This window comes from Bradyrhizobium sp. USDA 241 (assembly GCF_049739505.1).
GTDB lineage: Bacteria > Pseudomonadota > Alphaproteobacteria > Rhizobiales > Xanthobacteraceae > Bradyrhizobium > Bradyrhizobium liaoningense.
Genome location: NZ_JBMGPZ010000005.1, coordinates 1325396 through 1349733, shown reverse-complemented (window position 1 = coordinate 1349733; position 24338 = coordinate 1325396). Strand labels below are relative to the sequence as shown.

The following is a 24338-nucleotide window of genomic DNA, read 5'->3' as shown; positions in this document are numbered from 1 at the left end:
GAGCCGGGCATGGACCCCTTCGCGATCAAGCTGCTCGGCTTTGCCGCCGCCACCTGCACCACCGTCGCCTACGCGCCGCAGTTCATCAAGGTCTGGAAGACCCGCTCGGCGCGCGACATTTCTCTCGGCATGTTCCTGGTCATGGTGCTGGGCCTGGCGCTCTGGCTCGTTTACGGCCTGCTCTCCGGCGATGCGCCCCTCGTCGCCGCCAACGCCGTCACCATGCTGCTCGCCGGCGGCATCCTGTTCATGAAGCTGAAATACGGGTGAGCTGGCGACGTTCCCCTCTTCCTTCTTCCCTGGTGGGAGAGGGGTAGAGCGCACCACCGCTCTTGAATTCACCCGAACACATAGGACGCCATCGCCACGTTTGCGACCTCGTCAACGAAGACGCGGCGCCCGACGTCGTTGCCGGCAGCACCGGCCGCCACCATCAGCGGCAGCAGATGATCCTCGCGCGGATGCGCGAGGCGCGCGCTCGGTGCATTCTCCCAGTCGACCAGCATCGCGTTGCGGCGCGCCGCATCCGGGTTGCTGATCGCCTCGTTCAGATAGAAGAGGTCGCGCGATTGCGCAGACAGCATCAGGAGTGCGACCGACGTCGCGCCTGCATCGCTGCCAAGCAAGGTGACGTTATCAGGATCGCCGCCGAAGGCCGCGATATTGTCGTGCACCCAATGCAGCGCGGCGATCTGGTCCATCAGGCCGTAATTTCCGCCGCTGTCCGAAAGCGCGGGATGAACGAGCCAGCCGAGCGCGCCGAGGCGATAGTTCACGGTGACCACGATGAGGCCCGCCTGCGCCAGCCTGGCGCCGTCGAACAGCGGATCATTCGCCGTGCCCGAGACGAAGCCGCCGCCATGGATGAACACCATCACCGGCAATGGGCCGTCGACCCCGAAGGGACGGAACACGTTCAGCGTCAGGCAATCCTCGCTCGCATCCTGCAGCGACGGTTGAAGGCACGGCGCACCATAGTCGTAGGCCGTGCGCATCTCCGAGCTTTCGGTCGTCGGCTGCGGCGCGCGCCAGCGTAGCGCGCCGACCGGCGGCGCCGCGTAAGCCAGCCCCTTGAACGACGCCACCTCGCCTTCCACGGCGCCGAGCATCTGTCCTTCACGCGTCAAGGCGAATGGAAACTGTCCGACCGGCTGAGCCCCAGCCGATCGCGCGCAACACAGGACTGCGCAAGCCGCAACGAGTGCAAGCAAAGACCGCATCTTCGAAGATCTCGATGAAGGATCACGGGCAGGTTATGTCCAGGGCCGTCAGCGAGGCAAGCCTCGCGCCCGCGCCTAGCCGCCTTTGCCCATCAACTCCGCCAGCGCGCGTCGCGCGACGATGCCGAGCTCGCCGAGCGTGCAGTGGCCGGACTCCGCCGCCTCGATCAGGCGCTCGGCGATGAACCTGCGGCTGTCATGACCCCCGCCATGCGGCAATTGGCGACATGTCTCCTCGAGGACGACGTCCATGTTCGCTTTGGTCCGCTCACTCAACTCTGTCATGACGCCCGGCCGGTACGCGTGGCTTGTAAGCGCAAGCATACACAGAAGGATGCGCTCTGATTACCCCGGGCTATCACGGCCATTGTGCGTCGCGATGCGTGTGATGCCGCAACATTCGCGCGGTCACGATGCGCCGCAAACAACCACCGGAGATTGCACTTGCTCTAATGACAAGCTGAACCTGCGGCGATAGCCTGCCGGCAAAACAAAACATACGGGAGGAATGCCATGACTGACGCAATGGTTGCCACACGTGCCTCCGATGAGCGCGGAACCGCTCAGCAGGTCGATGTCGCCGTGGTCGGCGCCGGATTTGCCGGCCTCTATCTCTTGCATCGCCTGCGCAAGGCCGGCTTCTCCACGGTCGCCCTCGATGAGGCCGGCGATGTCGGCGGCACCTGGTACTGGAACCGTTATCCGGGGGCGCGCTGCGACATCCAGACCATCGACTACAGCTACACCTTCGATCCGGAGCTCGAAACCGCCTGGACATGGTCGGAGAAATACGCGACCCAGCCCGAGATCCTGCGCTATCTCGGTTTCGTCGCCGATCGTTACGGTCTCAGGCGCGACATTCGTTTCAAGACCAAGGTCATTGAGGCCAGATGGGACGATGCGTCTGAGCGCTGGCAGCTCACGACCGACAATGGCGCACCGGTCTCCTGCCGCCATTACATCATGGCCACCGGCTGCCTCTCCGCGCCGAAGCCGCCGGAGATCGATGGCGTCAAGGACTTCAAGGGCGAGGTCTATTTCACCGGCCGCTGGCCACATGACGGCGTCAACCTCGCGGGAAAACGCGTCGCCGTGATCGGCACGGGTTCGTCAGCGATCCAGTCGATCCCGCTGATCGCCGAGCAGGCCGCACATCTCACCGTCTTCCAGCGCACGCCGAATTTCGCGTTGCCCGCGCATAACGGCCCGGCGCCGTCGGACCGCATGAGCCTGCTGCAGGGCGATCGCGCCGCCTATCGCGAGCAGGCACGCCAGTCGATGGCCGGTGTGCCCTATCCGCAGCAGACGGTCGTGAGCTGGCAGCTCACCGACGCCGAGCGACGCGCGCGGTTCGAGGAAGCCTGGGGCAAGGGCGATCTCGTCTATATCCTCACGCAGCTCTGGGCCGACCAGGCCGTCGATCTCGACGGCAACAAGATCGTTCAGGACCTGATCCGCGAGAAGATCCGCGCCGCCGTCAAGGACCCCGAGACTGCTGCGGCGCTCACGCCGGACGATCATCCCTTCGGCGCAAAACGTCCCTGCCTCGACACCAACTACTACGCCACCTACAACCGGCCGAACGTCACGCTGGTCAATCTGCGCCAGGAGCCGATCAAGGCGATCACGGCAGGCGGCATCACGACGGCCAGGCGCAGCATCGACCTCGACGTCATCGTGTTCGCGACCGGTTTCGACGCGATGACCGGCGCGATCCGCGCCGTGCACCCGATCACCGGGCGCGGCGGCAAGTCGCTCTCCGACGTCTGGGCGAAGGGACCGGAGACCTATCTCGGCCTCACGGTCGCGGGCTTCCCGAACTTCTTCATGATCACCGGCCCCGGCAGCCCGTCGGTGCTGTCGAACATGGCGGTGTCGATCGAGCAGCATGTCGACTGGGTCGTCGATCGCCTTGCTGCGCTGCGCGAGGCCGGCTTCACCACGATCGAGCCGACAGAAACTGCGCAGGCCGGCTGGGGCCGGCACATGGCGGACTGTTCGACGCTGACGCTGCACCGGCTCGCCAATACCTGGTACACGGGCGCCAACGTGCCCGGCAAGGTCCAGGGACTGATGCCCTATACCGGCGGCGTCGGCCCCTATCGCAGCATCTGCGACGAGGTGGTCAGCCGCGGCATGCTCGGCTTCAGGCTCACCGGACCCTACGTTGCTGCGCAGTGCAATGACGGCGAGGTGGTGCGCCTGCAGCCGGACGTGCGGCTGGTGCTGAACCTGCTCGCATCGCTCAACCTGCCGCCGATCGAGTCGATGGGCGCGATCGGGGGGCGCGCCTTCGTCAACGAGTTCAACAAGAGCCGCCCGGCCGGACGGCCAATCGGTGAGATCGTCGACGGCACCCTGCCCGGCGCCGACGGTCCGCTGCCCTATCGCGTCTACAAGCCGGCAACGCCCGGGCCGCATCCGGTCGTGGTCTATTTCCACGGCGGCGGCTGGGTGCTCGGCGACGAGCAGTCGGACGAGCCGTTCTGCCGCGACATGGTGCGGCGAACCGGCATGATGTTCGTCAGCGTCGGCTATCGTCACGCGCCGGAGCATCGCTTCCCGACCGCGGCGGAAGACGGCTATGCGGCGACGCGCTGGATCGCCGAGCACGCCGCCGAGCTCGGCGGCAAACCGGGCCCGGTGCTGGTCGCAGGCTGGAGCGCCGGCGGCAACATCGCCGCCGTTACCTGCCAGCTCGCGCGCGATCGTGGCGGGCCCGAAATCGCGGGCCAGCTCCTGATATGCCCGGTCACGGACTGCACCTTCGATCGCCCGTCCTACAACGACAATGCGATCGGCTATTTCCTGACGCTTTCGCTGATGTACTGGTTCAGGGACCTCTACTGCTCGCCGGCCGACCGCACCGATCCGCGCGTCTCGCCGCTGCGCGGCAAGGTCGAAAGGCTGCCGCCGGCCTTCGTCGTCACCTGCGAGTTCGATCCGTTGCGCGACGAGGGTGTCGCCTATGCCGAGGCAATGACCGCAGCCGGCGTCCCGGTCGAGCAGCTTCAGGCCCGCGGCCATTTCCACTCGTCCTTCACCATGGTCGATGTGGTGATCACCGCGGTGCCAGGCCGGGTGCGGATGGCCGAGGCCTTGCGCCGCTTTGCCGGGCTCCCGCCGGAGGTCAGCCGCGGCGACGAGCACAGCAGCGGTCGGGCCAGCCTCAAGATCGCGGCGGCCGCGAGCTGATCGCGACGAGACGGCGGGAACCTTTTCCCTGCCGCCGCGTTGAGGCGCTTGCGGCATTGAGATGCAGCGATAGGTGCGAGCCCCGGCACGCAAATCGGCGTGCTGGGGGCTTCTTGCGTGAGGCGAGACGATGGGGGATGCGGTCGCGGGTTCAAAGGTCGATTTTGGTGCGCTTGCGGTGCTGCATAAATGGCCGTCGCTCGCAAACCAGCGCCGGCCGGACCGGGAATCATACCGGATCAGCGAAGGTACCCTCGACGAGTGCATCTCGGCCTTCATGGAGAAGCCGGCAACGACCCGGCATCTCTATGAGATCCGGACGGCGCCGCAGCCGCCACTCGTGACTGAGATCCTGTCACCCGAGCACGTCATCGAGCTGTCGCGGTTGAGAGAATTTCTCTGACGGCGCTTTGCAAGCACGCGCGCAGGAACCTTCATCCGGTTCTTTCCGTTGTCAGCGATCGGAAGCCAAGGCGAGCGCCTCAGATGCTTGAAGCTGGCCTACCCTCATTTGTCGTGCCCTATGGCGCAGACCAGACTGTGTTCGTGGTGATCGATCGCCTCGACCGGGCGACCGAAATCCGCATTGAGCGGAGCGATCTCGAAACCACGATCGACGAACTCGTCGCCGGCTGCTTCAACGACCCCGTCAAGGTGATTTCGTTCAACACGCTCGAGCATTGGATGAAGGACATCTCCGCCGATGTCGCCGGCGAGATAAAGGCGCGCTGCGACATCGATGGCGTGACGCTGCCCGACTATCTCAGCGACTTCGTGGAGAGCCACCGCTAACGCCCGTTGCGCCGAATGCGGGCGATAAAGAAGCGCCGGTTCGCGGCGCTCTTCGAGGGCGCACCTCAGTGTCATGTCCTTTTCATGCACCGCCGGGACGACACCGGAAAGAAAGAAGCCGCGCCGAATGACGTGGCGCGATGCGCTCAAAGCATGGTTTGTGGGGAACGAGTGCCGCGGTGCTTGCCGGCGATGACCTCGATCTCGCGGCGGCGCTCGCCGGCGAAGGTCAGGAGCTGTTCGATCGTCAGCGTATCCGTGATCCGTTTGGCGAGCCGCTCGGCGCGCGCAGCCTGATCTTCGAGATACTGGATCGTGTTCAAGCGCCGCCTCCCCGAATGCCCCGAATTGTGTGGGCAGCCATGGTGCTCGAGAAGCAGCTAACCCGTCCTATTCGTGAGAGTGCGGCTTTTGGGCCCGATTGATGCGGCCGCACATCTTGTCTGACGAGGCGCACAGGATTGCCTTCGGCTTTTCGCCGCCTGACGACCGGTACTTTGCAACGCGCTTGAGGGATGGGTTGGGCGAACGGGGGCGGACGCCCCGCCGGTCAAGGACCGAGCGGCAGCAGCGCGCCGGGCAAGCCGCAGATCAGGTCGGCTTCGGGACATGCCGCGGCAAACGCAAGGCGAATGCGGCTCGTGGTCTCGACGACACGGGCGGCGATTTTCAAGAGCCGAAGACGCAGCGTCGCGAACTCGGCAGCGGCCAATTCCCGGACTTTGGGAATGGCGTCGCGCACGGTCAGCATCAGCCAATAAGCGGCCGTATGGAGCACGAGACGGACCTGGTTGGCGAGCGCCGAACGGCAGCTGGTGCGGTCGGAGGCGAGCTGCGTCTTATGCAGCTTGATCAGATTCTCGGCTTGGCCGCGCGCGCAATACAGGCTGTCGTAGATCCACTCGGCCGAGCCGACATCGAGGCTGGTGACGACGAAACGGATGTCGAGGCCGAGCATCGTCGCCTCAATACGGGCGACGGTGCGCCGTTCGCGATCCCAGGACTTTGCCTTGTGGCGCGTCTCGGTATAGCCACGCAGAACCGGCAGGTTCTCGATGGCGCGTCGGGTGCGGATGTCGTCGGCGACCTCGTCGACTTTTCTGGCGAGAGGCTTGGTGCCGGACAGACCGAAGATGTAGTCGATGCCGTTGGTCTCGCACCACGCCATGGCCTCCGGCCGGGCATAGTGCCCGTCGCCACGGAACGTAATTCGCGTGTTGTGCCACCGCGTGCCCCCGCGGGTCACTTCAAATTCCTCCGGGTGTGGTCAGTCAAATTCCTCCACCCGCGAGGCAGGACAAGGGACTGTTAGTTTGAGTTTGTTTCCCGGGCAAGAGCTTCAGCGGCTTCTTTGAGCCGATAGCTGCGTCCGTCGAACTCAAGCAGATGGCAATGATGCATAAGGCGATCGAGGATCGTCGTGCTCATAGTGTTGTCCCCAAGGTATGCCCCCCAATCCTGCACGACGCGATTGGAGGTGACGATGACGCTGCGGCGCAGTTTGTAACGCTGATGGATCAGGGTCTGCAGCAAAGTGCCGGCGTCGTCGGGGATGGCGCGTGCGAGGAATAGATCGTCCAGCACGAGGAGATCGCAGTCGATGATGGTTCGCAGCCGGACCTCGCGTTGTGCCGGAGAGTTCAGGGCGTAGCGGTGGAAGAAGTCGTCGGTCTCAAGATACTGGACCTTGTGGCTTTGCAGGATCGCCTGATAGGCAATCGCCTTGGCGATGTGCGACTTCCCGGTGCCAGGTTTGCCAACAAGCAGAGCGTTCTCGCCAGCGGCAATGAACGCCAGGGTGTGGAGCTGGAAGCAGGTCTGACGTGGCAGTTTGGGATTGAAGGACCAGTCGAACTCGGCGAGCGTCAGCTTTTCGTCGAGCCCGGATTGCTGGTATCGCCGCTCGATAAGACGGGACTGACGACGGTCCAGTTCATCCTGCAGGATAAGGGAGAAGGTCTCGAGGAAGGGCTGGTTGGCGCCCTGCGCCTGGAGCACGCGCGTCTGCAGCGTGTCGCGGACACCCGACAGGCGCAGCTGTCGTAGGCAACGCTCAATTTCCGGCATGGTCATCATGTGGCTAGGTCTCCAGTTTAAGGTGAGAAGGTGCAGCGGGAGCGCTCGTGGCGCCGGAGTTGGCCGGGGTTGCGCAGGCGACACGAGCGCGGATTGCCGTGGCGTGATCGTCGTGAGCCTCGGCCTGCCGACCATTGTCGTCGGCGTCGCGCCGCACAGCGCGGCTGAAGAGGTCGCCGTATTCCGCGGGGGTACGGATCAGCGGATGATCCTGGGTGAGCGGCGATGCCGGCTGTGGCGTCACTCCAACCTGCTCGATCGCCTGTTCGAACAACCGCTCGACGGTCGCACGCACGTGCTTGTAGCGGTAGATGCGGTTGTCGATGGCGTGCGCGCAGGCCTGCTCGACCAGCCGCGCCGGATACTTCCGGCCCAGCCCGACAATGCCCCACATCGCGCGCTGTCCGGGGCGCCCTTCGGTGTCGAACACCTGCTGGCACAAGGCCCTGGTCTGCGGTCCGATGCGCTCGGCGCTCGCCAGCAGCACGGCGGTTTGCCGCGACGGGTTGAACGGCCGTTCGCTGGTCGGCAGGACGACAGAACCGGGGTGCGCCATCCGGGAATGAACACGCAGCAGCGCACGGGTGTGGCGATCACGGATCTCGATCGTGGTGGTGTAGATGCGCACGACGACCTGGCTGCCGATCGGCGCGGGCCGCGCGGCGTAATAGCTGTTGTCGACGCGTACGGTGGTGTCGTCGCAGACAGTCCGGACGACTTCGGTGAAGATGCGGAAGGGAGCGACAGGCAGCGGCCGCAGGTGCGGCTTCTCTTCCTGGAACATCGCCTCGACCTGACGGCGCGTGCTGCCGTGGATGCGTTTGGAAGCCCAGTTCTCCTCCCAGTGCCTCAAGAACTCGTTTTGCGCCTCCAGCGTCTCGAAGCGCCGTCCGGCCAGCGCAGTGCCCTGGGTATGTTGAATCGCATTCTCGACGCATCCTTTCCGATTTGGATCGGCCACGCGCGCGGGATCGGCGACCACGGCGTAATGAGCCAGCATCGCGCTGTAAATCGGGTTGAGCTGGGGCTCGTACAAATCCGGCTTGAGGACGCCTTCCTTCAGGTTGTCGAGCACGACATAGCTGGGGACCCCGCCAAAATACCGGAACGCCTCTTCGTGGAGCTGCGCCCAGACTTGTTGGCTGGACTTCCAGACTACCCGCCGGAAGCTGCGCCGCGAGTAGCGTAGCGTCATCACGAACAGGCGGGGACGACGGTACCGCCCGCTCTTCGGATCAACCGTCGGCGCGCCCTCGCCATAGTCGACCTGAGCTTCCTCGCCGGGGAGGAACTCAAGACGATCAAACTGCTCAGGATCAGCGTGCCGCAACCGGCGCACAAACCGCTTGACACTCTGGTAGCTGGACGGAAAGCCAAATTGATCAACCAGGTCCTGGTAAATCGCCTGCGCGTTCCGCTTCAGCCGGACCTGTTCTTCGATCCACGTCCGATGCGCTTCGCAAGCCGAACGGGCCAGGCTGCTGGTGACCGTCGCTTCCGATGTCCCAAAAGCCGGTGGTCGGGGTGGAGGAATTTGGCCGTCCGCGCTCACCGAGCCGGTGGTCACTTCCCCGGGGGAATTTGCCTCCGCACCGGCCCGCAGCGCCTGATAACGCCGGATCGTCTTGCGATCGACACCCGTCAGCCGGTGAATCTCGCGCTGGCTGGTGTTGCGATCAAGTAATGTAAGTACGGTGCTTTGCAGATGTCGCTTCAAGACGTTCAACTCCCCGGCCCCTTGCTGGCTAAAGGGGTCGAACATAAACGTCCTGCCTGACCGGCTACTGCTGTTCAGCGGCGCTGACGGCGATCATCAGGTGGGGGAGTTTCAAGTGACCATACCCGGGGGATTTTGACCGACCCACGGGGGTGCGGATATGCCGTACCAGGCGGCGCAGAAGGGCACGCACCTCGACGCCGCCCGGCGTCTTGCCGGGCCTCAGCACGACCGCCACGGGACGGCTCTTCTCCGTGTCGTAGACGTGGATCGGCAGGAAGCAGCGTTCGTCATAATGAGCGTTGAACAGCGAGAGCTGCTGATGGCCGTGGACGACATCGCAGGTATCATCGATGTCGAGCGTGACGGATGCCGGCTCGCGCGGGTAGCTATCCATCCATGCGTCGACCAAAATGTAGGTCAGTCGGATCACGTCGCGCAGGCGCGGAGCATTCTCCAGCCGCGACAGCGTCGGTTGGGAACACAGATCGCGGCCCGTGTCCGGCAGCCGTCCGCAGGCCAGCTTGAATGCGGGATCGGACCGCAGATGATCGAGGTCGTCGGCGTCCTCGTAGCCGCAGCAGATCGCGAACATGCGCGCGCGGAACATATCGACAAGGCTGTGCACGACCCGCGTCGGATCGCGCCGATCCGGGAACACCCGGGCCAGATTGTCGGCCAAGCCAAGACGCCGCTCGGCCATCGCCAGAAGCATCACGCCCCCGTTCGAGGTCAGGCGACCGCCATCGAAGGCAGCTGTGACTTTCTTGGCGTGAACGGCTGGAAACGAGAAGGGCGGAATCGTATCGTCGGTCATGGCGGGCGTGGCGTTCGCGGTTGAAGGTGATGGGGTGGCTTCGCAACCGAATCCTACGCCGCATCAGCGCTTTACACCACGCTCGCCAGCCCTCAGGCGCACTCTTACGAATAAGACGGGCTAACAGCCGGTTAAGCGCGTCGCATTGGTCTTGCCGAGCCGTGCCCTATCGCACGACCTCCAGCCTGACATTGGTGATGCCCTTGTCGACCATGCCGAGCGCCTCGGCCGCAGAAGGGGTGATGTCGACCACGCGCCCGCGAATATAGGGTCCGCGATCGTTGACCCTGACGGTGACGAAGCGGCCGGAGGAGGTATCGGTGACCCGCAGCTTGGTGCCGAACGGCAGGGTCGGATGCGCCGCGGTCAACTCGTTCTTGTCGAACTTCTCGCCGCTCGCGGTTTCCGTATCCGAATAGAAGCTGGCGACGCCGTGCGAGGGGGTCTGCTTGGCGTCACGGTCCGGGGCACGCGCCCGCCTGATCGGGCGTGGATGCAGCGCCGCCACCCTGTGCGGCCGCTCCACCGCGGCATGCCGGCCGGTAGCGGCGAGATCGGCCTTCTGGCGGCCGACCGGCGATTGCGCGCAGGCTGCGAGCGATGCTGCGGCGACGACCGCGAGCAGCGGCCGGCACGAGGTTGCGAAGGAAATCCGGGCAGTTTCGGCACGTGCAATGCGAGACATGGTACGCCCTCCGAACGGCCGGATTTTCGGTCGGCAATGAGGGCAGAACCTTGTCGGAACAAAAGCGGCTCTGGGGCCGCGGACGTTTCACGACCGGTTGTGACGATTCCACCACAGTGCGTGTTCTGAATCGGAACAGCCAGCCGCCGGGCAAGCGCGCGAGGCAGCGAAATCAGGCGCCTCCATCAGAGGATGGCGAGCGCCTGACCGGATTGCGTTCCGGCGATCCTGATCGCATCGCGCTTTAGGCCTCAGTATTTCGGCTCGTACATCTGCGACTGGACCAAAGCCTTCACGTCATTCGGCGCAGGTCCGTCCGCGAGTCCACGCTGATAGGCGACGTCGGCAACGGCCGCAGCGATGCGGACCGAGACTTCGCGGATGCGCGGCAGTGCGGGATAGAGACTGCCTTGCGCGAGGTCCTCCTTGCCGACGCAATCGGCAAGCGTATGGGCCGCCGCCATGAACATCTCGTCGGTGACCAGGCGCGAGCCGCTGGCAATGACGCCGAGGCCAACGCCGGGGAAGATATAGGAATTGTTGCCCTGGCGCGGCACGAAGCTGCGGCCGTTGAGCTTCACCGGGTCGTACGGGCTGCCGCAGGCGAACAGCGCGCGGCCCTCGGTGTAGCGATAGGCATCCTCCGCCGAGCACTCGGCCTTCGAAGTCGGGTTGGACAATGCGAACACGATCGGCCGCTCGTTGAGCTCGGCCATCGTCCTGAGCACGTCGGGTGCGAAGGCGCCGCCAACCGCGGCAACGCCGATGATCGCCGTCGGCTTCAGCGTCTTGATCGCGGTGAGGAAATCGGCGATCGGCGCCTGGTCGGTGTGGGCATAGCGGAGCTTGTGACCGGAGAGGCCCTCGCGGCCGCTGACGACGAGACCGCGGGAATCCACCAGCCAGTTGCGGCGGAGCGCCTCGGCCTCGGTGGCCCCCTCGGCGATCATGGCGGAGACCACGAGATCGGCGATGCCGGTTGCCGCCTCGCCCGCGCCGAGGAACAAGATCCGCTGATCCCTGAGCTTGCCGCCGGAGATACGCAAGCCCGAGAACAGGCCTGCGAGCGCCACCGCCGCGGTGCCCTGGATATCGTCGTTGAAGACGCAGGCTTCATCCCGGTACTTGTGCAGCAGCTTGAAGGCCGAGTGATTGGCGAAATCCTCGAACTGGATCAGCACGCCCGGGAAAGTCTTTCGCGCAGCCTGCATGAACTCGTCGACGAAGCTGTCATAGGCTTCGCCGGTCAGCCGCCGCTCGCGCAGGCCGATATAGTAGGGATCGTTCAACAGCTCCTCATTGTTCGTGCCGACGTCGAGCACGATGGGCAGGCACAGTTCGGGATGCACGCCGGCGCAGGCCGAATAGAGCGAGAGCTTGCCGACCGGAATGCCCATGCCGTTGGCGCCGAGATCGCCGAGGCCGAGGATGCGCTCGCCGTCGGTGACGACGATCAGCCTGGCCGGATAGGGCCAGTTCTTCAGGATCTCCGCGATCTGGCCGCGATCGCGCGAGGAGATGAACATGCCGCGCGGCCGCTGGAAGATCAGGCCGTATTTCTGGCAGGCGAGCCCGACGGTCGGCGTGTAGATGATGGGCTGGATCTCGTCGATATTGTCGACGACGACGCGGAAGAACAGCGCCTCGTTGCGGTCATGCAGCGCGTTCAGGGCGACGTATTTTTCCAGATCCGTCGGCAGCGTGCGCAGATTGGTGAGCACGCGCTGGGCCTGCGTCTCCATCGTCAGCACGCAAGGCGGCAGGAGGCCGCGCAGGCCGAGCGTCTCGCGCTCCGCTTCCGTGAAGGCGGTCCCCTTGTTGAGCAAGGGATCGCGCAGCAGCGTCATACCTTGCTGCGAATTGGATGACGTCGATTGGGTAACGACCCGGGCAGGTCTATTCACGAATTCCCCCAAGAAGCTTCTCATTGAACCGCGGACATTGTCGGCCAGCGCTCCATCCAGATCAAGGACGGAGAGACCGAGGCATGGACTGTGATCTCGCACCGCAGCGAGCTTTTCGCAAACGCCTGGCAGTTGCGCGCGAGAAAAAGGGTTAACGGCGCTACTCCGGCTTGATGTCGGCCGTCACAACGAGAGGCTACCATTTCACCGTCTCGGCCTCATAAAAGCGGCCATGGTCGCGCTGCCGCATCAATAGAGGCAGGCCGGAAATCTTGGGGGCTGCTTATCCAGCCGCCCGCCGCGGCGTCAGACTGGCGGCGCTATCCGCCGGTGGCGCGATGTGCATCAAAATGGTCTGGGTGGCGGATGCGACCTCGATACCGTTCTGCTGGAAGCGCAGCTTCATGCGCCGGTTGAATTCGCGCTGGACCGGCCAGCGCCCGGCCTCGGTGCAGCGGATCTGGCCGACGATCGACACCATCGCACCGTCGACCTTGTCGATGCCCCAGAGCTCGAGGTCGCCGCGTATCAACGCACGGAATTCCGGTTCCCGGCGCATCTCGTCGACGATGTCCTTGAGGATCTGGCCGGCACGGTCGGTGTCCTCCTTGTAGGCGACGTTGACGCTGACCGAGGCGTTGCCGGCGCCGCGGCTGGCATTGGTGATGGTCGTGACCGCGCTGAAGGGTACGATGTGGACGGCGCCGTCGCCGGCGCGCAGGCGAATGGTGCGGATCGAGACGTTCTCGACCACGCCCGAGAGCCCCGAGACGCTGACATTGTCACCGACCTGGACCGTGTTTTCCAGCAGCAGGAACAGGCCGGTGATGAGATCCTGCACCAGCTTTTGCGAACCGAAGCCGATCGCGATGCCGACGATGCCGGCACCCGCGAGCAGCGGCGCGACATTGACGCCGATCTCGCTGAGCGCCGTGAGGCCGACCACCGTGGCGATCAGGCAGAGCAGCGCCGTGCGCAGCATCGGCTGGAAGGTGCGCAAACGCGCGGCGCGGGCATAATGGCCGTCCCGGGACAGCGCATTGATCTGGCGGTCCAGCAGCGCGTTGCTGGCTTCCCAGATCGCGGCTGCGATGAACACGGCAAGGCCGATCGTCACCACGGCGGAGATCAGCCTGCTGCCGATCTGGCCGCCATAGAACCAGACGATGGCGTCGACGCCCCAGACTTCGAGCACGGCGACGAAGCCGATGAAGGCGATCACGCCGGACACGATCCTGCGCAGCAGCGGCAGATAGCGGTTGGCGCGGATCTCGAGGCCCGGAAAGCGCTGGAGGATCTCCGGCTTGATGCGGAAGCCGCGGTCGATCAGGCTCAGCGTCACCATGATGGCGACACGCGTGACCAGCGCCACCACGGCCGTTCCGACGAAATATTGCAGCAGCAGCGAATAGCCGTTGCGGATGTTGAGCGCCCAAACCGCCCACAACGCGAGATCGAGCGCGATGGCAGGATAGTGCCAGCCCCCGGCGATGCGGTTGCGCAAACGGGCCGCAATCCCCTGCCGCTCGGCCGGCGCGCGGATGGCCTCGGCGACCTGGCGACGGCATTGCAGGATGATGACGACGATGAAGAGGTGCACGACCAGCATGACCATGCGCAGCAGCGCGGCGTAGCCGGCGCGGTGCAGGCCGAGCAGCAGCGCCACATTGGCAAAGGCGATGCCGGAGACGCCGACGCCGACGATGCGGCGCGCCCAGATCTCGATATAGGCGGCGGTCTCGGCGCGCACCGGGAACAGGCCGAATGGCCCCACCAGTGCCCGGACCATGCAGATGAGCCCGCGCGAGAACGCATAGGCGTTGACGACTGCGAGGATCACGAGGCGGACGGTGGTGGGCTCGCCGATCTCGGTCCCGAGCAGCGCCGTAGCAACGCCCACGAAGACGATCACGGGAAGCAGTTCGAGCACGATGCGACCCAGCACGAAAGGCAGCCGCAGCAACAGTTGCCAGATCCGCGCGAGGCTGTGACGGCGCTTGTGCAGTTCCGGCTGCGGGGTGACATCCGCGACCGATGACGGCGGATCGGCGATCGGCAGGGCCTGCATTGGCAGGCGTGCTGTTTGCGGCACGCGTGCTTCCAGGAACGCGGCCGGGCGCCGGATCAGGCGGAAGATCACCCATTCCGCGCAGAAGGCAGCACCGAACACCAGCGCCAGCTTCCAGGCGATCTCGATCAGGAGATTGTAGGCCGCGGGATCGTTCGCGGTCCGCATGATCCAGTAATAGAACGCCGGGAAGTGCGTGAGCGTCCGCGCCATGCTGGCGATCTCACCCGAGATCTCGCCGATCTCCTCCGACACCGTGAGCAGGAGCTGCGCACCGAGGCCGTCGGCCGAGAGCGGGATCGGCGATTTCGGCTCGGGCGCGGGTTGCTGCGGACCGGACGCGTTGGCGATCGCGCGGAGCGTGTCGATCATCTGCGCGCGCTTCTTGTCGTCCTGAAGGGTTTCCAGCGCGCGCTTTGCCTCGTCGGGCGACAGTGCGGCAGCGCTGTTTGCCGGCGGCGGAGACGGCTCGGCGCGGGCGCCGGAGGCAGGCGGAATCGTGAGGAAGAGAGCGGCGAGGAGCGCCGCGGCCAGCTTATGCGACACGAGGATTCCCTGGAAATATGAATGCGCCAGCGGCGTCGGGACCGTCACCGACGAAGCACATGCATCATGTCGGATTGCCGCTATTCGCCCCGGCCCTGTGTCGGAAGTTGGCCTTTGAGGCGACATTCTCTTGGCATTTGCCGCAATGCAAGATCAGGAGCCGGCGTCGGCGAAACGCCTTCAGTCCCCGTGCGCGCAAAGACCTCTCCCGTCATTGCGGAACGGCGGCGAGGAGGAGGACGGCGGACAGCAGAATGTCATGGATACCCATCGCGGCGGCCTTGTCACGGCCGTCAGACGCGATCGATGTGATGCAGAATACAGCGCCGGGAAGGTAGGGGCTTTGCCTCACTGATGCAGCCCGCTAAACCTTGTCCCGGCGTGCCGTTCGCGGTTTCTGCCGCTATGCGATAGTCCGAACGAGCTCCATCGCAATTAACGCGGCTGGATTTGCGGAGGTGGCGTCATAGACCTCCCCTTGCTCATGAGGTGGACGTTGCGTGTCGCTTGTTTGCGACCCTCGGAATGGTCCTCCTGCGACACAAAACTGTCAAGCGGGATCAAAGGCCTCGAAATCACATTTGAAGGCGCGTTCCGCGCCGTTCCCGCGCCCGATTGGCCCCGTGAAGCGGTGGAATAAATCCCTGACCGCAGCGTTTGCATCGAAGAGAATATCCGCCTCTGTCGCCCTCGTTCATTTCCGGAAAGCCAGAGATGAAAGCATCATTTTGCATCGCTGTTCTCGCCGCCTTCGTCACCGGATCGGCATTCGCGCAGAACCCGCCGCAGACGTCCACCAGGAAGGTCGACGGCACCGACAACGTCTACATCTTCCGCTATGGCGGCCATCAGGCGATGTTCGTGGTGACCCCGCAAGGCGTGATCGCGACCGATCCGATCTCCTATTTGCGTCCCGCCAAACCTTATATCGACGCGATCAAGGCGGTCACCGACAAGCCGATCAAATACGTCATCTACAGCCACCATCACTACGATCACATTGCCGGAGGCCAGCCCTTCAAGGATCTCGGCGCGACCTTCATCGCGCACCGCAAGACCAAGGAGCGCCTGCTCGAGCTGAAGAAGCAGAAATCTCTGCTTTCGGACGTCGTGATGCCGGATCAGGTGGTGGACGACAGGAAGAGCATCACGCTCGGCGGCACCACGCTGGAGCTGAACTATGTCGGCCGCAACCATTCCGACAATTCGCTGGTGATGCGGCTGCCGAAGGAAAAACTCGTCTTCGTGGTCGACTTCGCCCCGATCGAGCAGGTCCAGTTCCGCAACATCCCCGACAACGCCTCGCCGCTGGAATATATCGCCTCGCTGAAGAAGCTGGCGTCGCTCGACTGGGAGCGGATGATCCCCGGCCATCCCTATGCGGGCGGTCGCCTCGGCACCAAGAAGGACGTCGAGGACGACATCGCCTACATGGAGGACCTCTCCGCCGAGGTGAAGAAGGCCGCGGACGCCGGCAAGTGCTTCGACGTCGCGATGAAGGAGGTGAAGCTGCCGAAATACGAGAAGTGGTCGAACTACGAGACCACGCTTTCCGCCAATGTCGAGCGCTTCTGCTACTGGTGGGCTCGCGGATATTGAGGGGGGTCTACAGCGGGCCGTGAGGGTTCAGGATAGGCAAAGGCGCGAGAGCGCCGTGTCCGCCATCCCTTTCGCATGAATAATAGTGGCCACGCTTCGCCCAACGTACCGGTCCGCGGCGATCATGACATCATGCCCCTGTTTTGCCCAACGAGTCAAACGGCTTCGCCAAATCCGCAAAGCACGAGCTGCCTCGCCAAGTCATTGATTCCGCTGGCACGGGCTACTGTGCATGGGGTTGTTTTCGTACTTTCTTGTCGATGCAGGCGGGGCGGCCTAGAGAAACATGTCCGCCAGGTCGACCGTCGAGGATTTTCCGATCTGGTCGAAGTGTCGTGCCAGCCAGCTTCGTGCCGCCTCGCGGCCCTCGTCGCGCAGGCGGCACAACAGGTTCCACTCGGGGTGGAACTGCGTGGCGGTGCCGAGCTGCGACATCAACTGGTCGTTGCCGATCCAGTGCATGTACATGCGACTATGCCTGTCGCTGTCGAGCTCGCCGTCGTCGATCAGCCGCGTGGCGAAGGCGATCGCGCGCATCTCGCGCATCAGGGACGAATTGAAGCTGATCTCGTTGATGCGGTGGAGCACGTCGGCTGCGCTGGTCGGCAGCTCGTCGCGCCGGATCGCCGTGACCTGCACGATGATGACGTCGTGACTGCCCTTGCGGTAGATCAGCGGATAGATCGCGGGATTGCCGAGATAGCCACCATCCCAATAATGCTCGCCGTCGATCTCGACGGCCTGGAAATAGGGCGGCAGGCAGGCCGAGGCGAGCACGGTCTCCGCCGTGAGCAGCGGGCTCTGGAACACCTTGATCTTGCCGGTGCGCACGTTGGTGGCGTTGAGAAACAGCTGCGGCGCCTCGGGCGAGGAATTGAGCAGGTCGAAATCGACCACGCGCTGCAGCAACGCGCGGAGCGGATTGAAATGAAAGGGATTGAGCAGGCCCGGCGGCAGCGTGTGCGTCAGCGTATGGATGACGGCGTGGACCGGATGATATTCCGGCGGCAGCCTCAGCGCCTGGATCCACTGGTTCAGTGGCGACATCAAATCGTACGCCATGTCCATGCGCGACACTTCGTACCAGAAAGCGTGCAGGCTCTCCCGCGCGGCCTCAGCACCTCCGTGCGCCATGCCGGAGGCCATCGCGACCGCATTCATGGCGCCCGCACTGGTCGCGCTGATCGCCTCGATCGCGAGCCTGCCGTCCTCGAGCACCTGGTCGAGCACGCCCCAGACGAAGGCGCCGTGCGCGCCGCCGCCCTGGAGCGCGAAATTGACGGTCTTGCGGTCCGAGGTACGGTTGGCTGTCACTTGGCTTTCTTCCTGCCTCCTGTCTCCTCTTTCTCCAGCGCCTGGCGCACCTGTTCGAACTCTTGCAGCGAGGCTTTGTCGGCGCGGGGAAAGCGCAGGTCGAGCTTTTCGAGCGTCGCGTTGATCACGGAGCCGATCACGACACGGGCGAACCATTTGTGGTCGGCGGGCACGACGTACCAGGGCGCGTGGGGCGTCGCCGTGTGGCGGACGATGTCCTGATAGACCGCCTGGTAGCGCGGCCACAGCGCGCGCTCCTTGATGTCGTCCATCGAGAACTTCCACTGCTTGGCCGGATCCTCCAGCCGCTCGAGGAAGCGCTTGCGTTGCTCCTCCCTGGAGACGTTGAGGAAGAATTTCAGCACGACGGTGCCGTTGCGGCAGAGATAGCGCTCGAAGGCCGAGATATCCTCGAATCGCTCCCTCCAGATGTGCTTGGTCACGAGCTTTGGCGGCAGCTTCTCCTTGGCGAGAATCTCCGGGTGCACGCGCGTCACCAGGCATTCCTCGTAGTGGGAGCGGTTGAAGATGCCGATACGCCCGCGCTCGGGCAGCGCGATCATATGGCGCCAGAGGAAGTCATGATCGAGCTCCTTGCTGCTCGGTGCCTTGAAGGCATGAACCTCGCAGCCCTGCGGATTGATGCCCTCGAAGATCGCCTTGATCGCAGAATCCTTGCCGCCGGCGTCCATCGCCTGGAACACGATCAGGAGCGACCAGCGGTCCTGCGCGTAGAGCTTCTCCTGAAACTCGATCATCCGCTTCTTGTTCGACTCGAGGACCGCCTGCGCCTTCTCCTTGTCGAGATCGCCCCTCTCGTCGGTCTTGTAGTCCTTGAGGTGAAACTTGCCCGAACCATCGTGGCGGAATGGCGTGATGTAGCGGTCAAGTTCCTGGGCGAGCGATTTGGACGGCTTCTTGCTCATGAGCGCGGGGCACCTTGCGTTGCGGCTTCAATCGGTCGAGCAAGCTACCAAGGATGCCCTTGGGAAGGAATATGATGAAAAGGACGAGCAGCACGCCGTAGACGAGGTTGTCCCAGCCGACCGCCTTGGTGCCGAAGCCGATACGCAACGTTTCGGCCAGCAGAATGGTGATGATGGCGCCGACGGTCGGGCCGAGCGAGACGAACAGGCCGCCGACGATGGCAGCGAACACCATCTGGAGCGACACCGCGATGCCGCTAACCGTGTCAGGCGTGATGAACATCTGGTACTGGCAGTAGATCGCGCCGGCGAGCGCCGTCATCAGCGCGCTGAGCAGCGTGATCTTCAGCTTCTCCGCCGTGACATCGACGCCGGCGGCGGCAGCGGCATCCTCGTCCTCCGAGATCGCCTCGAGCGCATAGCGGGCCATGCTGCGATCCACCCAGTGCCAGACCACGATGCCGAAAAGCCAGATCCCGAGCGCGATCAGGTACCAGGTCGTCTTGTCGTCGAACTGCAGCGCCAGCAGCTTGTTGCCCGAGGTCCGGTTCGGCGTGTAACCCAGCGAGCCGCCGGTGTAGTCGCGCGTCGCGGTGATGACCTGGAGCACGATGCCGGAGAGCGCCAGCGTCACCAGCACGAAATAGTGGCCCGTGATGCGGAAGCGGAAGCAGGGATAGCCGACGATCAGCGCCAGCGCGCCGGCCGCGACCATGCTGATGGGAATGCCGATCCAGGGCGACAAGCCGAGATGATTCCAGAGCAGCGCCGTGACATAGGCGCCGATGCCCATGAAGCCGCCATGGCCGAGCGAGACCAGGCCGAACCGCCCCATCATCGACCAGGAGGTGTAGGCGAACGACCAGATCAGGATCAGCACCAGAATGTGCAGATGATAGGGATCGCGATAGACGAAGGGCAGCGCGATCAGCGCCGCCAGGCCTATTCCCCAGGCTGCAAGCCGCCCCTGCCCCATCATCGGCGCCTCGCAAGCAGGCCCGCGGGCCGGATGAACATCATGACGATGAAGAAGGCGAAGGCGAGCACATAGCCCCATTCGAGATCGGAGAACAGGCCGCCGAGCGAGATGATCTCGGCGAACACGAAGGCGGCGATGAAGCCGCCGATGAAATTGCCGAGGCCCCCGAGCACGCAGATCAGGAAGGTGATCGGCCCGAAGGACAGGCCGACGAAGGGATGCACGTCGTATTGCAGCACCAGGAGGCAGGCGGCGAGGCCGGCCAGCGCGCCGCCCAGCGCCGAGGTGATCAGATAGATCCGTCTGGTATCGACGCCCATCAAGGCCATGATCTGCCGGTCCTGCGAGATGGCGCGGATCGCAGTGCCGGTGAAGGTTCGCGTCATGAACAGATAGACGGCGACCATGCCGACCAGCGCCGCCACGAACGATAGCAGCCGTGCGTAGCTGAAGTTCATTTCGCCGAAGGCAAGCACCGGCAGGCGGATGCCGAGATTGCGGAAGTCGATGCCGAAGGCGACGGTGGCAAAGCTCTGCAGCACGAACAGCACGCCGCCAGTCGCGAGCAGCTGGTTGATCGGCGGCGCGGTCAGCAGCGGCGCGATCACGAGGTAGTGCAGCGCCGCGCCAAGCACCGCGACCAGCAGGATGGTCAGCGGCGCGGCGACGAAATAGCTGATCCCGTAGTACTGAACCATGAAGTACATGCCGTACATGCCGATCATCACGAGCTCTGCATAGCAGATCCACGTGACGTCGATGACGCCGAAGATCAGATTGAGGCCGAGCGCGAGCAGCGCCAGCACCCCGCCGAGCAGGATGCCGTTGATCACGGCCTCCAGCAGGTAGATGTCGAAAATGTCCAGGAACGCCTGCATGCCCGTCACACCCCGAGATATGCTTCCTTGACCGTGTCGCTCGCCAGCATCTCGGCCGAGGTGCCGGAGGCGCGGATCGTGCCCGCCTCGATCAGATAGGCCCGGTCGACCACCTTCAAAACCTGCTGCACGTTCTGCTCGACGATCAGCACGGTCAGCCCGCTGGCGCGAATCCGTTTCACCAGCTCGAACACCTGCTGCACCACGACCGGCGCGAGCCCCGCCGAGGGCTCGTCGAGCAGCAGCAGCTTCGGATTGGACATCATCGCGCGGCCGATCACGCACATCTGCTGCTCGCCGCCGGACATGGTGCCCGCCATCTGGTGACGGCGCTCCTTCAGGCGCGGGAACAGCTCGAACACGACCTCGAGCCGCTCGGCATAGCGCCCGCGCGCCTCCTTCATGAAGGCGCCCATCTTGAGATTGTCGTCCACCGTGAGCTGCGGAAACAGCCGCCGGTTCTCCGGCACATGCGCGATGCCGAGGCTGACGATCTTGTGCGAGGGCGTCGCCACGAGGTCGACGCCTTCCATTCTGATCGAGCCGCGCGAGGGCCTGATCAGGCCGGAGATGACGCGCATCAAGGTGGTCTTGCCCGCGCCGTTCGGGCCGATGACGCCGACGGCCTCACCCGCCTTCACATCGAGGCCGACGTCGAACAGGGCCTGGAAGGTGCCGTAGCCGGCATTGACGCCGCGAAGCTCCAGCATCGGCTACCCTCCTGCGCGGCGGCGCGCTTCGGCAGCCGCGGCCTGCGTGGTCTCTGCATCGGTGCCGAGATAGACCTCGATCACCCGCGGATCGCCGGCGACCGCACTCGGCAGGCCTTCCGAGATCTTCTCGCCGTGATCCAGCACCATGACGCGATCGACGACCCGCATCAGCACGCCCATGATGTGCTCGACCCAGATGATGGTGATGCCGAGCTCGTCGCGGATGTTGCGCAGCATGTCCGCGGCCTGATCCATCTCGGCCTCGTCGAGCCCGCCGAGGCTCTCGTCGGCGAGCAACAGCTTTGGCGCAGTGGCGAGCGCCTTGGCGAGCTCGAGCTTCTTCAGGCCGGCAGCCCCGAGGCCATCGACGCTGGCATGGCGATCGGTGGGCAGGCCGACCATGGCGAGCGAGCGCTCGGCCGCCTCTTCCGCCCTGGCGCGGCTGTGGCGGCCCTGGCCGTAGAAACCGGCGAGCGCGACGTTCTCTAAAATGGTCAGGCGGCGGAAGGGGCGCGGAATCTGGAAGGTGCGGCCGATGCCGCTGTTGATGATCCGGTGCGGCGCGAGGCCCGCGATCTCGTGGCCGGCGAAAAGTATCGAACCTGATGTCGGCGCCAGCGTGCCGGAGAGCATGTTGAAGATCGTGCTCTTGCCCGAACCGTTGGGGCCGATCAGGCCGAGGATCTCGCCCTCGTCGACCTTGAACGACACGTTGTTCACGGCGGTGAAGCCGCCAAATCGCTTCACCAGCCCGTTCACTTCCAGCACCGCCGTTCTCCGCCGCTACTGGTTGCTGTAGGTGGTGCCTTTCGGCAGCGGCAGCACGGCCTCGCGCTGCGCCTGACTCTTGGGCCACACCACGTAGGACTTGTCATCGACGTACTGGATCACGACGGGGAACGAGCGCTCGTTCTGGCCGGCCATTGGTGAGCCCTCGCCGTGGAATTTGACGCCGAAGCCGAGCATGGTGCCGCCTTCGGGTATGTCGGTGTCGAGTGCTGCCTTGCGCAGGGCGTCGGGATCTATGCCGCCATACTTCTTGATCGCTCGCGGCAGCACGTCGGTCAGGAACAGGTAGGTGTTGGACGCAGCCATGCCGACATGAGCCGAACGGATGGCGACGCCCGGCTTGCGCTTGTCGAACTCCTCGCCAACCGCCTTAATGATCGGCGGCAGCTTCGGATCCATGCTCTTCTGGTTGGCGAGCCAGATCGAGATCGGATCGGTGTTGAAGACGTAGTTTACATCGGCGCCCAGACCTTCCTTCAGCTTTTCATAGACCCCGTAGCCGGCACCATGTCCCACCAGTGCACCGAATTTCAGCCCTTGTTCGCGGGCTTGCCGGAGCAACAGGGTGATGTCGGGATTGTAACCCGTGTGGAAAACCACATCCGGCTTTGCCCGCTTCAGCTTGGTGACCAGCGCAGACAAATCCGGGGCCGTGGCCGAATAGCCTTCCCTGAGCACGATGTTGAAACCGGCCTTCTTGGCACCGGCTTCATTGCCTTTGGCAACATCGACGCCGTAGGCGCCGTCCTCATGGATGATCGCAACCCGCAGGTCCTTCGGATCCTTGCCTAGCTTTTCCTTCGTGTTCTGCGCGATGAAGTCCATCGTCATCATACCGAACTGATCGCCGGAGGCCTGCGGCCGAAACACGTATTTGTAGTTCTTGTTCTCCAGCACCGCCGACGAAATGCAGGTCGTGATCCACATGAACTTCTTCAGCTGTTCGACGCGCGCTGCCACCGGCACGCACTGCGCCGAGGAAAAGAAGCCGAGCAGCATGTCGACCTTTTCCTGCTCGATCAAGCGTATCGCTTCATTGATGGCGACGTCCGGCTTGCTCTGAGCATCGGCATAGATCGCCTCGATCTTGTAGCCCTCGACATCCTTCGCGCTGTACTGATCCAGCATGATTCTTGCGCCGGTATATTGCAGCTCCGAGCCGCCGCCGGCGAGCGGGCCGGTCAGATCATAGATGACACCGATCTTGAGCTTCTTCTCCTGGGCCTCGGCGGACACCGCCAAGCCTGTCGCTGATATCGCGACCAACAGCCCACGTACCAAACGGGCAGCCATGCGCAGGCGCATCAAAACCTCCCTGGACGATTGTGCATCGCATTCTTGTTGGTTTTGCTTTTTGCCCATCACATGGGCTGAGCGCGGCGATGTCAAGCCTCGCGCATCAGCGCGACGCGAACTGGCGCTCGACGAAGGCCGTGACAAATCGCGGCATGGACGGCCTGAGATCACCCATGTCGCGCACGAGATGAATGGCCGACAATTCAGGCTCGTCGTCACGTGCGAGATTGGCTTCGATCCGGGCACGGGCCTCATCGCCCGGCATGTCCAGGTTGAGGATCTGAATCATCGCAATCGCGCGGCCGGAGACGACGCAGTGCCAGTCCGCCTCCGCCGCGTAGTCGTCGGCGGTCAGCCCCGTTTCCTCCGCGATCTCGCGGACGACGCTGCCGGGAACGTCGAGGGCGCCACCCCTGACGTCGCCGAGGTCGGGCGTGCCCGACGGGAAATAGATGCGGCCCGCATTGGCGGTGTGCTGTCCCATCTCGCCCATCACGAAGGCGCCGTCGGACGTGCGTAGCGCACCCATGCCGAAACCGTTGAACACGGCCGTATCGGGGAAGCCCCAGTCGCGCCAGGCGAGGAAGCTGGCGAAATCGGTCTCGAAATAGGTCGCGGCGAAACGGTCGCCCGTGAACACGGGATCGCGCCCAAGCAAGACGCGACCGTTCCAGATCTTCGGCCGCTCGCGTTGCTTTTCGGCGAAATGCGCCGCGATCTCGGCGCGCCGTTCCTCCGCGAACGGCCACAGGACCGGCCGCACCGCAAGATCAAGCGTCGTGACGCGATGAATGACAGGTGACGTCATGACCGGGCGATTACCA

The 24338-nt window shown here is 64.3% G+C and carries 21 protein-coding genes and 2 pseudogenes; 5 read left to right on the top strand and 18 right to left on the bottom strand.

Translation table 11 applies throughout. From position 1 onward, the window contains the following. The first annotated feature begins 9 nt into the window (after positions 1 to 9). The gene (locus ABIF91_RS28255; RefSeq protein ID WP_024339661.1) at positions 10 to 270 is read left to right on the top strand and encodes a SemiSWEET transporter; all 261 of its coding nucleotides are present in this window, start codon (positions 10 to 12) and stop codon (positions 268 to 270) included. A gap of 68 nt (positions 271 to 338) precedes the next feature. Here the strand turns inward: ABIF91_RS28255 and ABIF91_RS28250 are convergent, their stop codons facing one another. Both ABIF91_RS28250 and ABIF91_RS28245 read right to left on the bottom strand, forming a co-directional pair. Continuing rightward, complete coding sequence (locus ABIF91_RS28250; RefSeq protein ID WP_424579509.1) at positions 339 to 1127, bottom strand: carboxylesterase family protein; 789 nt, start codon at positions 1125 to 1127, stop codon at positions 339 to 341. Between the two features lie 168 nt (positions 1128 to 1295). After that, the gene (locus tag ABIF91_RS28245) at positions 1296 to 1472 is read right to left on the bottom strand and encodes a hypothetical protein (RefSeq protein WP_424579508.1); all 177 of its coding nucleotides are present in this window, start codon (positions 1470 to 1472) and stop codon (positions 1296 to 1298) included. 261 nt (positions 1473 to 1733) lie between these two features. On the opposite strand from ABIF91_RS28245, the gene ABIF91_RS28240 reads away from it, so the two are divergent. From ABIF91_RS28240 to ABIF91_RS28230, 3 genes are all read left to right on the top strand, one after another. Next, positions 1734 to 4415 carry a flavin-containing monooxygenase gene (locus tag ABIF91_RS28240; protein WP_028181523.1) on the top strand — a complete coding sequence of 894 codons (2682 nt, stop codon included), beginning with the start codon at positions 1734 to 1736 and terminating at the stop codon, positions 4413 to 4415. A gap of 130 nt (positions 4416 to 4545) precedes the next feature. Further along, positions 4546 to 4818 (top strand): hypothetical protein, encoded by a 273-nt coding sequence (locus tag ABIF91_RS28235; RefSeq protein ID WP_028181522.1) that lies wholly within the window; start codon positions 4546 to 4548, stop codon positions 4816 to 4818. Positions 4819 to 4901: 83 nt separating this feature from the next. Beyond that, a complete protein-coding gene (locus ABIF91_RS28230; RefSeq protein ID WP_028181521.1) occupies positions 4902 to 5207 on the top strand; it encodes a hypothetical protein in 306 nt (101 codons plus the stop codon). A 146-nt stretch (positions 5208 to 5353) separates the two neighbouring features. Here ABIF91_RS28230 and ABIF91_RS28225 read toward each other — a convergent pair whose 3' ends face one another. The 8 genes and pseudogenes from ABIF91_RS28225 to ABIF91_RS28190 form a co-directional block, all read right to left on the bottom strand. Then, the gene (locus tag ABIF91_RS28225; RefSeq protein ID WP_424579507.1) at positions 5354 to 5530 is read right to left on the bottom strand and encodes a hypothetical protein; all 177 of its coding nucleotides are present in this window, start codon (positions 5528 to 5530) and stop codon (positions 5354 to 5356) included. Positions 5531 to 5757: 227 nt separating this feature from the next. After that, positions 5758 to 6438 (bottom strand): annotated as a pseudogene (locus tag ABIF91_RS28220) (IS1380-like element ISBdi2 family transposase); the annotation flags it as partial. A 77-nt stretch (positions 6439 to 6515) separates the two neighbouring features. Next, positions 6516 to 7283, bottom strand: coding sequence for an IS21-like element IS1631 family helper ATPase IstB (gene istB, locus ABIF91_RS28215; RefSeq protein WP_038952109.1), 768 nt, complete (start codon positions 7281 to 7283; stop codon positions 6516 to 6518). A gap of 4 nt (positions 7284 to 7287) precedes the next feature. After that, positions 7288 to 9045, bottom strand: coding sequence for an IS21-like element IS1631 family transposase (gene istA, locus ABIF91_RS28210; RefSeq protein WP_100214066.1), 1758 nt, complete (start codon positions 9043 to 9045; stop codon positions 7288 to 7290). 49 nt (positions 9046 to 9094) lie between these two features. Further along, a pseudogene (locus ABIF91_RS28205) lies at positions 9095 to 9817 on the bottom strand (IS1380 family transposase); the annotation flags it as partial. 166 nt (positions 9818 to 9983) lie between these two features. After that, on the bottom strand, positions 9984 to 10502 hold the full coding sequence (locus ABIF91_RS28200; protein WP_028177151.1) for a septal ring lytic transglycosylase RlpA family protein: 519 nt from the start codon (positions 10500 to 10502) through the stop codon (positions 9984 to 9986). 251 nt (positions 10503 to 10753) lie between these two features. Then, positions 10754 to 12430 carry an NAD-dependent malic enzyme gene (locus ABIF91_RS28195; RefSeq protein WP_080659872.1) on the bottom strand — a complete coding sequence of 559 codons (1677 nt, stop codon included), beginning with the start codon at positions 12428 to 12430 and terminating at the stop codon, positions 10754 to 10756. A gap of 259 nt (positions 12431 to 12689) precedes the next feature. Next, positions 12690 to 15020, bottom strand: coding sequence for a mechanosensitive ion channel domain-containing protein (locus tag ABIF91_RS28190; protein WP_028177149.1), 2331 nt, complete (start codon positions 15018 to 15020; stop codon positions 12690 to 12692). Positions 15021 to 15734: 714 nt separating this feature from the next. Between ABIF91_RS28190 and ABIF91_RS28185 the strand changes: the two genes are divergently transcribed. Then, complete coding sequence (locus ABIF91_RS28185; protein ID WP_028177148.1) at positions 15735 to 16619, top strand: MBL fold metallo-hydrolase; 885 nt, start codon at positions 15735 to 15737, stop codon at positions 16617 to 16619. A gap of 276 nt (positions 16620 to 16895) precedes the next feature. Here the strand turns inward: ABIF91_RS28185 and ABIF91_RS28180 are convergent, their stop codons facing one another. The 8 genes from ABIF91_RS28180 to ABIF91_RS28145 all read right to left on the bottom strand — a co-directional run bounded on the left by ABIF91_RS28180 (position 16896) and on the right by ABIF91_RS28145 (position 24322). Further along, positions 16896 to 17933, bottom strand: coding sequence for a patatin-like phospholipase family protein (locus ABIF91_RS28180; protein ID WP_028177147.1), 1038 nt, complete (start codon positions 17931 to 17933; stop codon positions 16896 to 16898). Further along, the gene (locus ABIF91_RS28175; RefSeq protein ID WP_028177146.1) at positions 17930 to 18859 is read right to left on the bottom strand and encodes a polyphosphate kinase 2 family protein; all 930 of its coding nucleotides are present in this window, start codon (positions 18857 to 18859) and stop codon (positions 17930 to 17932) included. Before ABIF91_RS28175 ends, ABIF91_RS28180 begins: the two co-directional genes overlap by 4 nt. Next, on the bottom strand, positions 18819 to 19838 hold the full coding sequence (locus ABIF91_RS28170) for a branched-chain amino acid ABC transporter permease (RefSeq protein ID WP_028177145.1): 1020 nt from the start codon (positions 19836 to 19838) through the stop codon (positions 18819 to 18821). Before ABIF91_RS28170 ends, ABIF91_RS28175 begins: the two co-directional genes overlap by 41 nt. Next, positions 19835 to 20716 carry a branched-chain amino acid ABC transporter permease gene (locus tag ABIF91_RS28165; protein ID WP_028177144.1) on the bottom strand — a complete coding sequence of 294 codons (882 nt, stop codon included), beginning with the start codon at positions 20714 to 20716 and terminating at the stop codon, positions 19835 to 19837. The genes ABIF91_RS28170 and ABIF91_RS28165 overlap by 4 nt, the downstream gene beginning before the upstream one ends. A gap of 5 nt (positions 20717 to 20721) precedes the next feature. Next, entirely contained in the window at positions 20722 to 21426 is a 705-nt protein-coding gene (locus ABIF91_RS28160) for an ABC transporter ATP-binding protein (RefSeq protein ID WP_028177143.1), read from the bottom strand. A 3-nt stretch (positions 21427 to 21429) separates the two neighbouring features. Continuing rightward, on the bottom strand, positions 21430 to 22197 hold the full coding sequence (locus ABIF91_RS28155) for an ABC transporter ATP-binding protein (RefSeq protein ID WP_028177142.1): 768 nt from the start codon (positions 22195 to 22197) through the stop codon (positions 21430 to 21432). A 15-nt stretch (positions 22198 to 22212) separates the two neighbouring features. Further along, a complete protein-coding gene (locus ABIF91_RS28150) occupies positions 22213 to 23523 on the bottom strand; it encodes an ABC transporter substrate-binding protein (RefSeq protein WP_424579506.1) in 1311 nt (436 codons plus the stop codon). Positions 23524 to 23617: 94 nt separating this feature from the next. Then, positions 23618 to 24322: a hypothetical protein gene (locus ABIF91_RS28145; protein ID WP_028177140.1), complete on the bottom strand. Its 705-nt coding sequence runs from the start codon at positions 24320 to 24322 to the stop codon at positions 23618 to 23620. Positions 24323 to 24338 lie beyond the last annotated feature (16 nt).